The sequence below is a fragment of the Salipiger sp. genome (assembly GCF_059781815.1).
The window spans coordinates 1-11,620 of record NZ_JBYNAH010000175.1 but is presented as its reverse complement, the minus strand read 5'-3'; the positions used below and the strand labels follow the sequence as shown (position 1 = coordinate 11,620).

9 protein-coding genes and 1 pseudogene are annotated in these 11,620 nt (G+C 65.3%); 7 read left to right on the top strand and 3 right to left on the bottom strand.

Going from position 1 to position 11,620, the window contains the following annotated elements:
• Positions 1-320: pseudogene (locus AC6RA4_RS18040) on the bottom strand (hypothetical protein); the annotation flags it as partial.
• Between AC6RA4_RS18040 and AC6RA4_RS18035 the strand changes: the two are divergent.
• From AC6RA4_RS18035 to AC6RA4_RS18005, 7 genes are all read left to right on the top strand, one after another.
• On the top strand, positions 301-2,160 hold the full coding sequence (locus tag AC6RA4_RS18035) for an ABC-F family ATP-binding cassette domain-containing protein (protein WP_500162731.1): 1,860 nt from the start codon (positions 301-303) through the stop codon (positions 2,158-2,160). The pseudogene AC6RA4_RS18040 and the gene AC6RA4_RS18035 sit on opposite strands and share 20 nt — an antisense overlap.
• Positions 2,161-2,409: 249 nt before the next feature.
• Positions 2,410-3,318 carry a LysR family transcriptional regulator gene (locus tag AC6RA4_RS18030; RefSeq protein ID WP_500162729.1) on the top strand — a complete coding sequence of 303 codons (909 nt, stop codon included), beginning with the start codon at positions 2,410-2,412 and terminating at the stop codon, positions 3,316-3,318.
• 130 nt (positions 3,319-3,448) lie between these two features.
• Positions 3,449-4,609: an ABC transporter substrate-binding protein gene (locus AC6RA4_RS18025; protein WP_500162728.1), complete on the top strand. Its 1,161-nt coding sequence runs from the start codon at positions 3,449-3,451 to the stop codon at positions 4,607-4,609.
• 60 nt (positions 4,610-4,669) lie between these two features.
• Positions 4,670-5,671 carry an ABC transporter ATP-binding protein gene (locus AC6RA4_RS18020; protein ID WP_500162726.1) on the top strand — a complete coding sequence of 334 codons (1,002 nt, stop codon included), beginning with the start codon at positions 4,670-4,672 and terminating at the stop codon, positions 5,669-5,671.
• Positions 5,671-6,612: an ABC transporter permease gene (locus AC6RA4_RS18015; protein WP_500162725.1), complete on the top strand. Its 942-nt coding sequence runs from the start codon at positions 5,671-5,673 to the stop codon at positions 6,610-6,612. Before AC6RA4_RS18020 ends, AC6RA4_RS18015 begins: the two co-directional genes overlap by 1 nt.
• On the top strand, positions 6,602-7,408 hold the full coding sequence (locus tag AC6RA4_RS18010) for an ABC transporter permease (RefSeq protein WP_500162723.1): 807 nt from the start codon (positions 6,602-6,604) through the stop codon (positions 7,406-7,408). The genes AC6RA4_RS18015 and AC6RA4_RS18010 overlap by 11 nt, the downstream gene beginning before the upstream one ends.
• 17 nt (positions 7,409-7,425) lie before the next feature.
• Complete coding sequence (locus AC6RA4_RS18005) at positions 7,426-8,850, top strand: gamma-aminobutyraldehyde dehydrogenase (RefSeq protein ID WP_500162721.1); 1,425 nt, start codon at positions 7,426-7,428, stop codon at positions 8,848-8,850.
• Positions 8,851-9,371: 521 nt separating this feature from the next.
• On the opposite strand, the gene AC6RA4_RS18000 is transcribed toward AC6RA4_RS18005, so the two are convergent.
• Both AC6RA4_RS18000 and AC6RA4_RS17995 read right to left on the bottom strand, forming a co-directional pair.
• A complete protein-coding gene (locus AC6RA4_RS18000; RefSeq protein WP_500162720.1) occupies positions 9,372-10,763 on the bottom strand; it encodes a nucleobase:cation symporter-2 family protein in 1,392 nt (463 codons plus the stop codon).
• Between the two features lie 234 nt (positions 10,764-10,997).
• Positions 10,998-11,620: ABC transporter ATP-binding protein (locus AC6RA4_RS17995; RefSeq protein ID WP_500162718.1), on the bottom strand; the 623-nt coding region annotated here is incomplete at its 5' end.

The window sequence follows — 11,620 nt, the reverse complement described above, 5'->3', positions numbered from 1 at the left end:
TCGAACTTGGCGTTGATCTTGCCGGTCAGGTTGCGGCGGGTGGCGTCGGGCTTGATGATCGAAAAGGTCCGTTCGAGGGCCATGTCTGTCTCCATTGAAAAGCCGGGCAGCTGGCCCGGCCGATATTCGCTGCTGTGGGCGTTACCATGGCAGGGCGGCGTTGGAAAGACCCGAGCCGCCCTGCCCTTGGGCAGGTTGCGGCCTGCGAGGGGCCAGCCCCTCGCGCTCCCCGGGATATTTCCAGCCAAGAGAAGATCATGAGGGATTTCCGAGCGGCAAAGCCTCTGATAGAGCGCGCAGATGCTCAGGATCGATGACATTTCCTATTCCGTCGAGGGGCGGCCCCTGTTCGAGGGCGCCTCCGCGGTGATTCCCGCCGGCCACAAGGTCGGCCTCGTTGGCCCCAACGGCGCCGGCAAGACCACGCTGTTCCGGCTGATCCGCGGCGAGCTGACGCTCGACGGCGGCGAGATCGGCCTGCCCGAGCGCGCCCGCATCGGCGGTGTGGCGCAGGAGGCACCGGCCTCGGACGTGTCGCTGATCGAGACGGTGCTGGCGGCCGATACCGAGCGCGCGGCGCTGATGGCCGAGGCCGAGACCGCCACCGATCCGCATCGCATCGCCGAGGTGCAGACCCGGCTTGCCGATATCGACGCCTGGTCGGCGGAGGGGCGCGCGGCCTCGATCCTCAAGGGGCTTGGCTTTGACGAGGCCGACCAGCAGCGCCCGAGCTCGGATTTCTCGGGCGGCTGGCGGATGCGGCTGGCGCTGGCCGGGGTGCTTTTCGCGCAGCCCGACCTGTTGCTGCTCGACGAGCCGACAAACTACCTCGACCTTGAGGGCGCGCTCTGGCTCGAGAGCTATCTGATGCGCTATCCGCACACGGTCATCGTGATCTCGCACGATCGCGGGCTGCTGAACCGCGCGGTGGGCGCGATCCTGCATCTCGAGGAGCGCAAGCTGACGCTCTACCAGGGCGGCTACGACACCTTCGCGCGCACCCGCGCCGAGCGCCGCGCCGTGCAGGCGGCGGCGGCGAAGAAGCAGGAGGAGCGCAAGGCGCACCTGCAGAGCTTTGTCGACCGGTTCCGGGCCAAGGCCTCGAAGGCCAAGCAGGCGCAGGCGCGTCTGAAGATGATCGCGCGGATGGACACCATCACCGCCCCCGAGGAGGCCGCCAAGCGGGTGTTCAGCTTCCCGCAGCCGGACCAGCTCTCGCCACCCATCGTGGCGCTCGAGGGCGGCGCGACGGGCTATGGCGAGCGGCAGGTGCTGTCGCGGCTGAACCTGCGCATCGACCAGGACGACCGCATCGCGCTTCTGGGCCGCAACGGTCAGGGCAAATCGACGCTGTCGAAGCTGCTGGCGGACCGGCTGGCACTGATGGAGGGCAAGATGGTGCGCAGTTCGAAGCTGCGCATCGGCTATTTCGCCCAGCACCAGGTCGACGAGCTGCATCTCGACGAGACGCCGCTGCAGCATCTGCAGCGCGAGCGCCCCGAGATGGCGCCGCCGAAGCTGCGCGCCCAGCTGGCGGGCTTCGGCCTGATGGCGGCGCAGGCGGAAACCGAGGTCGGCCGGCTTTCGGGCGGCCAGAAGGCGCGGCTGTCGCTGCTGCTGGCAACGCTCGACGCGCCGCACATGCTGATCCTCGACGAGCCCACCAACCACCTCGACATCGAGAGCCGCGAGGCGCTGGTCGAGGCGCTGACGGAATATTCCGGCGCGGTGATCCTGGTGAGCCACGACATGCACCTGCTGAGCCTCGTGGCTGACCGGCTCTGGCTGGTAAAGGACGGCACGGTAAAGCCCTACGAGGACGATCTCGACGCCTACCGCGCGATGCTGCTGACCCAGGACAAGCCGGCGAAGCCCGGCAAGGCGAAACCCGCAGCGCCCAAGGCGCCGAAGCCCACGCGCGACCAGATCCTCGCGCTGCGGTCCGAGGTCCGCAAATGCGAGGCGCGGGTCGAGAAGATCGAAGAGATGCGCGAGAAACTGGCCAAGAAGCTGGCCGACCCGGCGCTCTACGAGGATGGCCGTGCCGGCGAGCTCGAGACCTGGAACAAGAAATACGCCGAGGTGATGGACGGGCTTCACCGCGCCGAAGCGCTCTGGGAGGCCGCGCTCGAGAAACTCGAGACCGCCGAGCGCGCCTGACCCCGGCGGCAGCGCCCCTTGGGAAAGCCCGGACGCCTCCGGCGGGAGTATTTTTGACGAAGAGAAGACAGGGGCGCTGCGCCCATGTCTTCTTTGGTTTCTAAATACCTCGGGGGTGAATTGCCGCGCAGCGACAAGAGGGGGCAGCGCCCCTTATTGGCCTAATCGCAAATGGCTGTAGCAACAGTGACGACGACCGGAGACTGTGGTTAAGTCACGAAACATAGAAGTCTTTGGGAGACAGGCGCGTTGGCCTTTACACTTCGTCAGGTCCAATACTTCGTTGCCGTGGCTGAACATGGGTCCGTAAGCCATGCGGCGCAGGCGCTCTCCATATCGCAGTCTTCCGTCACCGAGGCGGTGCGCTTTCTCGAAGACGACCTTGGCGTCAAACTCTTCGACCGCCACCCTCGCGGGCTCTCGATCACCCACAAAGGGCACCAGTTTCTGCGCCATGCGACCTCGATCCTCGGAGAGGTCTCAAGCGCACGGCGCGCCCTGGAGCAGGAGGGAGAAGAGATCACGGGGACGTTGCACCTCGGGGTGACGTCTCTGATGGCAGGGTATGTCATGTCGGACCTTCTGGCCCGCTATCGACGGGCCAATCCCCTAGTCAAAGTGTCTGCTATCGAAGACAATGGCGAGTATCTGGAGCACCTGCTGGTTGGCGGCGAGTTGGATGTTGCCGTGATGGTGACGTCGAACCTGAATGACCGGATGGCCCTGCAGGTCGAGATCCTTGAAGTGTCGCCCTATCGGCTCTGGTTGCCAATCGGGCACCGTCTGGTGGCGCAGGACAGCATCACGCTGGACGATCTCACCGGCGAGCAGCTCATCATGCTGGATATCGACGAAATGGGAGAGGCGGCGGTGAAGCTGCTCTCGGCCCTGGGAACCCGTCCGAGGATCGGTTTTCGGACGCGGTCGGTCGAGGCGGTCCGAAGCCTCGCCGCGACGGGCGCGGGCATCGCGCTCCTGCCGGACCTCGTCTATCGGCCCTGGTCGCTTGAGGGAGACCGGATCGTCTCGCGTGACGTTTCGGGGTCCCTTCCGGTTGTTCAGGTCGGAATGGCATGGCGGAAAGGCTCTCCTCTCTCCGCTGCGGCGCGAGACTTCATCGCGATTGCTCAGGAACATCAAATACTTAGAGGCAAGTAGATTCCGATATCGGAATTTCCGATATCGAGATTTTGTTTTTTGAATTTGCGATTGCAAAAAGTCGCCCGCATCCTTTGCGGCAATGCAGAAACCCGAAATGGGTTCACATTTGTCCAACAGGAGAAACGAAATGCGAGCCGGATCTTACAAATCCTTCCTTCTTGCAACTGCAGCGCTGGTCGCGACCCAGGGTTTTGCCGCTGACATGGTCACCGAAATCGGCGAAGGCGAAGGCCAAGTGAATATCGTGGCCTGGCCGGGCTATATCGAACGCGGCGAAACTGATGCCAATTTCGACTGGGTGACGAAGTTCGAAGACGCCACCGGATGCATGGTCAACGTCAAGACGGCCAACACCTCCGACGAGATGGTCGCGCTGATGAACGAGGGCGGCTTCGACCTCGTGACCGCCTCCGGGGACGCCTCCCTGCGGATGATCGCAGGCAAGCGCGTGCAGCCGGTCAACATCGACCTGATCCCGAGCTGGGCGAGCGTGGACGACCGCCTGAAGGAAGCCCCCTGGCACTACGTCGACGACACGCATTACGGCACGCCCTACATGTGGGGGCCGAACGTGCTGATGTATTCGACCGAAGCCTTCCCTGAGGCCCCGACCAGCTGGTCCGTCGTCTTCGAGGAAACCACGCTGGCCGATGGCGAGAGCAACAAGGGCCGGGTGCAGGCCTATGACGGCCCGATCCACATCGCGGACGCCGCCAACTACCTCATGTACCACCAGCCGGAGCTGGGCATCACCTCGCCCTACGAGCTGAACCCCGACCAATATGCCGCCGCGCTCGACCTGCTGCGCGGCCAGCGCGAGCTGGTCTCCCGCTACTGGCACGACGCCTTCATCCAGATCGACGATTTCAAGAACGAGGGCATGGTCGCTTCCGGCTCCTGGCCCTTCCAGGTGAACCTGCTGCAGGGCGGCGGCGCGCCGGTCGCCTCGGTGATCCCGGTCGAAGGGGCCACCGGCTGGGCCGACACCACGATGATGCATGCCGAGGCCGAGAACCCGAATTGTTCCTACATGTGGATGGAGCACACTCTGGCCTCGAACCTGCAATCCGACCTCTCGGTCTGGTTCGGTGCCAACCCGGCCGTTCCGTCCGCCTGTACCGACGGGCGCGGCATGCAGACTGCCGAGGGCTGCACCAAGAACGGCCTGGATGATTTCGAGAAGATCAAGTTCTGGCAGACCCCGGTGTCCAAATGCGAAAGCCAGGGCGAATGCGTGCCCTACTACCGCTGGGTCTCGGACTACATCGGCGTGATCGGCGGCCGCTGATCGCTCCCCTTTCCATTCCCTGCCGCCCCGCGGGGCGGCAGGATCTCCCAAGAGACTTTCATGAAAACTTCTGCTGTCAGATTCAATGGCACCTCCCGCCATTATGGCGAGGTGCGCGCGGTCGATGCGGTCGACCTCGATATCGCCGAAGGTGAGTTCTTCGCCATGCTCGGGCCCTCCGGGTCGGGAAAGACGACCTGCCTGCGGCTGATCGCGGGGTTCGAACAGCCGACCGCCGGCGAGGTCATCATCTTTGGCGAGGATGCCAGCGGCGTGCCGCCCTACCGACGCCACGTGAACACCGTGTTCCAGGACTACGCCCTCTTCCCGCATCTCAACGTGCGCGACAACGTGGCCTACGGGCTGATGATCGCGGGCAAGGGGAAGCGGGAGCGCCACAAGCTCGCCGAAGAAGCGCTGGCGATGGTCGCCCTGCCGGGCTACGGCGCGCGCAAGCCCTCCGAGCTGTCGGGCGGGCAGCGGCAGCGGGTGGCGCTGGCGCGGGCCCTGGTCAACAAGCCCCGGGTGCTGCTGCTCGACGAGCCGCTCGGCGCGCTCGACCTCAAGCTCCGCGAGCAGATGCAGGAGGAGCTAAAGACCCTGCAGCGGCAGCTTGGCATCACCTTCGTCTTCGTCACCCATGACCAGGGCGAGGCCCTCTCGATGGCCGACCGCGTGGCCGTGTTCAACGAGGGAAAGATCGTCCAGATCGGCAAGCCCGAAGATATCTATTACCGCCCCGAAGTCCCCTTCGTGGCCGATTTCGTCGGCTCCTCCAACGTATTGCCGCCTCGCGTGGTCGAGAAGCTCACCGGAACATGGGCCGAAGGCGCCGTCCGCCCCGAGGCCGTCCGCCTGACCGACGCCGGGATCGCCGCTGAGGGGCTCCACGCCACCGTCCAGTCCACTGCCTTCATCGGCACGGCCACCCGCGTGTCGCTCGACCTCGACGGCTTCTCCATGGTCGCGCTGCTGCCCAAGGGCAGCCGCATCCCCGATGCCGGTGAACAGGTGCACGTCACCTGGTCCGAGGCGGACCTTCACCTGATGGCTGCGGCCTGATGGCCGATCACGTCCTTGATACGGACCGCCGGGGCGGCCTGAGGGGGCTGTCGGACGCGCTCTGGCGCAGCCCCCGGATGGTCGTCCTGCTGCTGCTGGCGCCGCCCGCGCTCTGGCTCGGCATTGTCTACCTCGGCTCGCTCTTCGCGCTGCTCGCCCAGAGCTTCTTCTCAATCGACGAGTTCTCCGGCCTGATCCAGTACGAGCTGACGCTCAAGACCTATGGCGAGCTCTTCACGCCCACCAATCTCGACATCATCCTGCGCACGGTCACGATGTCCGCTTGCGTGACCGTCGCCGCCGCCATCGTCGGCTTCCCCATCGCCTATTACGCCGCCCGCTATGCAAAGGGCAAATGGAAGGCGCTGTTCTACCTCGGGGTCATGTTGCCGCTCTGGTCGAGCTACCTGGTCAAGGTCTATTCCTGGAAGCTGATCCTGGCCAAGGAGGGCATTCTCAACTGGCTCTTCGAAACGCTGCACCTGAGCTGGCTGCTCGACGCCTATCTCTCTATTCCGGTGATCGGCGGCAACTCGCTCTCCGTGAGCTGGACCGGCACCTTCCTCGTCTTCCTCTATGTCTGGCTGCCCTTCATGGTCCTACCGATACAGGCCTCGCTGGAGCGGGTTCCCACCTCGATGCTGGAAGCCTCCGGCGACCTGGGGGCGTCGCCGCGCCAGACCTTCCGGCACGTGCTGTTCCCGCTGGCGCTGCCCGGGGTGATCGCCGGCTCGATCTTCACCTTCTCGCTCACCCTGGGCGATTACATCATTCCCCAGATCGTCGGCTCCTCGCGCCGCTTCATCGGTCAGGCCGTCTATGCCTACCAGGGCACCGCCGGGAACATCCCGCTGGCCGCCGCCTTTGCCGTCGTGCCTATCGTGATCATGGCCATCTACCTGTGGGTGGCAAAGCGAAAGGGGGCCTTCGATGCGCTCTGACCGTGCCCCGCTGGGCCTCAAGATCGCCGCCGGCCTCGGCCTTGCCTTCATGCATCTGCCGATCCTGCTGATCTTCGTCTATGCCTTCACGACGGAAGACAAGTCCTACCAATGGCCGCCCCCCGGCTTCACGACCAAGTGGTTCGCTGTCACCTGGGCGCGCCCCGACGTCTGGGAGGCGCTGTCGCTCTCCGTGCGTGTCGCCGCGATCTCCACCGGCATCGCGCTGGTGCTGGGAACGCTCTGCGCCGCTGCCGTCAGCCGAACGAAGTTCTTCGGACGCGAGGTGGTGTCGCTGATGGTGATCCTGCCCATCGCGCTGCCCGGCATCATCACCGGCATCTCGCTGCGCTCCTCCTTCAACCTCGCCGACATCCCATTCAGCTTCTGGACCATCGTGCTGGGCCACGCGACCTTCTGCGTCGTGGTGGTCTACAACAACGCCGTGGCGCGGTTCCGCCGGGTCTCCGGTTCGCTGGTCGAAGCCTCGATGGATCTCGGTGCGGACGGGTTCCAGACCTTCCGATACGTAATCCTGCCCAACATCGCCACAGCGCTGCTGGCGGGGGGCATGCTCGCCTTCGCGCTCAGCTTCGACGAGGTGATCGTCACCACCTTCACCGCCGGACAGCAGCAGACCCTGCCAATCTGGATGCTGGAAGAGCTCGTCCGTCCGCGCGAACGGCCCGTCACCAACGTCGTGGCCATGGTCGTGGTCCTCGTCACCTTCCTGCCGATCCTCGGCGCCTATTACCTCACCCGCGGCACGGACACCGTCGCCGGACAGGGCAAATGACAACAGGGAGAAACCTCATGGAAACCAACATGCTCATCGGCACCTCCTTTGAGGCCGGAACCGAGACCGAGGAACTGGTGCTCAACCCGCGCACCGGCGAGACGATCCTGCGGATGCCGGAGGCCAGTTCGGAGCAGATCGACCGCGCCGTGGCCGCTGCCCGCGCCGGTTTCAAGGTCTGGTCCCGCACCACCCCGGCCGAACGCTCCGAGAAACTGCTGGCCATCGCCGACGCGGTCGAGGCCAACCTGGAGGAACTGGCACAGCTCGAGGCCCTCAACTGCGGCAAGCCGATCAACGAGGTGCGCGGCGAAGAGGTGCCCGCGGTGGCCGATTGCTTCCGCTACTTCGCGGGGGCCGTGCGCAACATGCACGGGCCCCTGGCCGGCGAGTACATGGAGGGCCACACCTCGATGATCCGGCGCGACCCGGTTGGCGTGGTCGCCTCCATCGCGCCCTGGAACTACCCGATGATGATGATGGCCTGGAAGCTGGCCCCCGCGCTGGCCGGCGGCAACACGGTGGTCCTGAAACCCTCCGAACAGACCCCGCTGACGGCGCTGAAACTGGCGCAGGTCATGGCTGGGATCCTGCCCGAAGGCGTGCTGAACGTTATCGTCGGCCAGGGCGCCAGCGTCGGCAATGCGCTGATCCATCACCCGGGCGTGGACATGATCTCGATCACCGGCGACATCGCCACCGGCAAGAAAGTGCTTGTGGCCGCTGCCAATTCGGTCAAGCGCACCCATCTCGAGCTGGGCGGCAAGGCGCCCGTGATCGTCTACGACGATGCCGACCTGGGCCGGGTTGTCGAGGGGCTCAAGGCATTCGGCTATTACAATGCCGGGCAGGATTGCACCGCCGCCTGCCGCATCTACGCCGGCAGGAAGATCTACGACAAGCTCGTCGCGGAGCTCTCCGCGGCGGCATCCTCCATCGTCTATGCCAATGCCGACGACACGCTGAACGAGATCCCGCCGCTGATCAGCATGCGCCAGCGCGACCGCGTGGCCAGCTTCGTCCAGCGCGCGGCGGACCAGAGCCACATGGAGATCACCGCCGGCGGTGCTCTCCATGACGGCCCGGGTTTCTATTACAAGCCGACCGTCATCGCGGGCGCGCGTCAGGAAGACGAGATCGTCCAGCGCGAGGTCTTCGGGCCGGTCGTCTCCGTGACGCCCTTCGGCGAGGAAGACGACGTGATCGGTTGGGCCAATGACAGCCAATACGGGTTGGCTTCCTCGGTCTGGACGACCGATATCGGCAAGGCAATGGAGGCCTCGGCCCGCCTTCATTACGGCTGCACCTGGATCAACACCCACTTCATGCTGGTCAACGAGATGCCACATGGTGGCCTGAAGCAATCCGGCTATGGCAAGGACATGTCGATGTTCGCGCTGGAGGACTACACCGCGGTCCGGCATGTCATGATCGCTCACTGACACGCGCTTCAGACTCCCAGAACGGATAACGGTTCGGGTTTGGTCCCGGGCCGTTGCTTCCGATACTACACTCAGAGTGGGACGAGGGTCGCGGGTAAGTTCACGAGGATGCTCGTATGAACCGGTGATCGGCCTATTCAGCAGCCGGAGTTCTACTCCGAAACTGGCCAACTCCAGACATTCGCCGCACAGAGCAGCAATGGCCGATGTGGGCCGGTCGCGTCGAGAAGGGCCCCCGCTGATCGCACCTTGGCTATCTACACTTCCTGCGCAGAGTCGCCGCTCGTCCAGAACGCAGCGAACGGCCGCTCTCTGATGGGCTTCCTGCGCTAGGCACGTAGGACGGAGACCGGACGTACACCGTACGCGGCGCGAAGGTCTGATCGAGCCGCAGCACCCTAGCGAAACGGGTGTTGACGTCCGCGCCGCCATATCTCGCGTCACAGGAGCGAGCAAACGGAGGCGCGGTGCAATCAACAGCCGGGCAGCGCCCCCTTCCGCCCTCCTCGCCAGGTGCAGCCTCAGGCAGTGGCACCGTCCTCGGCGGCCTCTTCGACCGGCTCGGTGGTCTCTTCGGTCTCGGGGATCGCGAGCGACAGGATGATCGCCGAGAGCCCGGCCAGCGTGATCGGCGTGGCCACAACCTGCTTGAGGAAGGCGGGGAGGTTCTGCGTGGCCTCCGGCACCAGCGTCACCCCGAGACCGAGCCCGAAGCTCACCGCCATGATGTAGACCTTGCGGCGGTCGATCTCCTGCGTGGCGAGGATGCGGATGCCCGCCACCGCGATGGTGCCGAAGAGCACCAGCGTCGCGCCGCCGAGCACCGGCTTGGGGATCAGCAGGAAGAGCTGGCCCACCACCGGGAAGAACCCCAGAAGCACGAGGATGCCGCCGATATACATCCCAACGTGGCGCGAGGCGACGCCGGTCATCTGGATGACGCCGTTGTTCTGCGAAAACGTGGTGTTGGGGAAGGTGTTGAACAGCGCCGCCAGCCCCGAGTTCACCCCGTCCGCGAGGATGCCGCCCTTGATCCGGCGCAGGTAGACCGGTCCCTTGACCGGCTGGCCGGCGATCACCGAGTTGGCGGTGAGGTCGCCCGAGGTCTCGATCGCCGTCACCAGGAAGATGAAGGCGATGGGGATGAACAGGCCGATGTCGAAGTCGAGCCCGTATTTCAACGGCTGCGGGATGGCGATCAGCTCGCCCTGCCCGGCCTTGGAGAAATCCACCATGCCGAAGAACATCGACACGATGGTGCCGACCACCAGCCCCACCATGATTGCCGAGACGCGCAGCATCGGGCTGCCGGTGAAGGTCAGCACGAGGATCACCGCCACCACGATCGAGCCCATGATCAGGTTGAGCGGCTTGCCCAGATCCTCGCCCGCGCCGACGCCGCCGGCGAAATCGGTGAAGCCCACCTTGACCAGCGACAGGCCGATCACGGTGATCACGATGCCGGTCACCGTGGGCGTGATGATCTTGCCGAGCTTGTCGATGAACTGGCTCAGCACCACCTCGATCACGCAGCCCGCGAGGCAGAGGCCGAAGATCATCGCCAGCATGTCCTCGGGCGTGCCGCCATTGTTCTTGACCGCGAAGCCCGCGGCGAGGATCGGGCCGAGAAAGGCAAAGCTGGTGCCCTGCACGCTCAGCAGCCCCGAGCCCACCGGCCCGATGGTCTTGCACTGGATGAAGGTGGCGACCCCCGAGACCAGCAGCGACATGGCAATGAGATAGGGCACGTACTCCCCAAGCCCCAGCACCCCGCCGATCACCAGCGTCGGCGTGACGATGCCGACGATTGAGGCGAGGATGTGCTGGAAGGCGGCCAGCGCCGCCGCGGGCGGCTCGGGCTTGTCCTCAAGCGTGTAGATGAGTGATCCGTTGGTTTGCGTGTCGGTGGCCATGGCGCCCTCCATCCTGTGTGCAAGGAAGGGTCAGGCGCGCCGCGCCGGCTCTCCCGCCTTCAGCTTTCGGGCAAGCCGGAGACCGGGCCAGTTCTTTGACGGGTCCGCGACACGCAGACGCGGGAGCGCGCCGCAAACGCGTGATCGAGGCGCGTTCCGACGCAGTTTTGCACGCAAAACGGGCAGGCCGTGGATGGCCTGCCCGATTGGAATATGGATCGGGATGACAGCTGCTCAGCGGTAGAGCAGCGACACGCCGTCGGTGAAGAGATGCACCTTGGCGGGCTCCGCCGTGAGCCGCACCTCGGAGCCGCGCAGCCCCTTGTGGATGCCCGGCAGCTTGGCGATGACCGGCTCCTTCCCGGCACCGTCATCGACGAAGTGCAGCAGCGTCACCTCGCCGAGCGCCTCGGTCAGCGCCACTTTGCCGGTATAGGCGCCCTCGCCCTCGGCCAGCACGAAATCCTCGGGCCGGATGCCCACGTTGACGCTCAGCCCCATGTCCGCCGCGGTGGTCGGCACGGTCGAGACGGCGGTGCCGCCGCCGGCAAGCTTGACGGTGGTGGTCTCGCCTGTGGCGACGATCTCGCCGGGCAGGAGGTTCATCGCCGGAGAGCCGATGAACTGCGCAACGAACTCGGAATTCGGCGTCTCGTAGAGCTCGAGCGGCGAGCCCACCTGCGCCACGCCCTTGTTGGCAAGCACCACGATCCGCGTCGCCAGCGTCATCGCCTCGACCTGGTCGTGGGTGACGTAGATCATCGTGCGGTCGGGCATCTGCTCCTTGAGCTGTGAGATCTCGATCCGGGTCGCCACGCGCAGCGCCGCTTCTAGGTTCGAGAGCGGCTCGTCGAAGA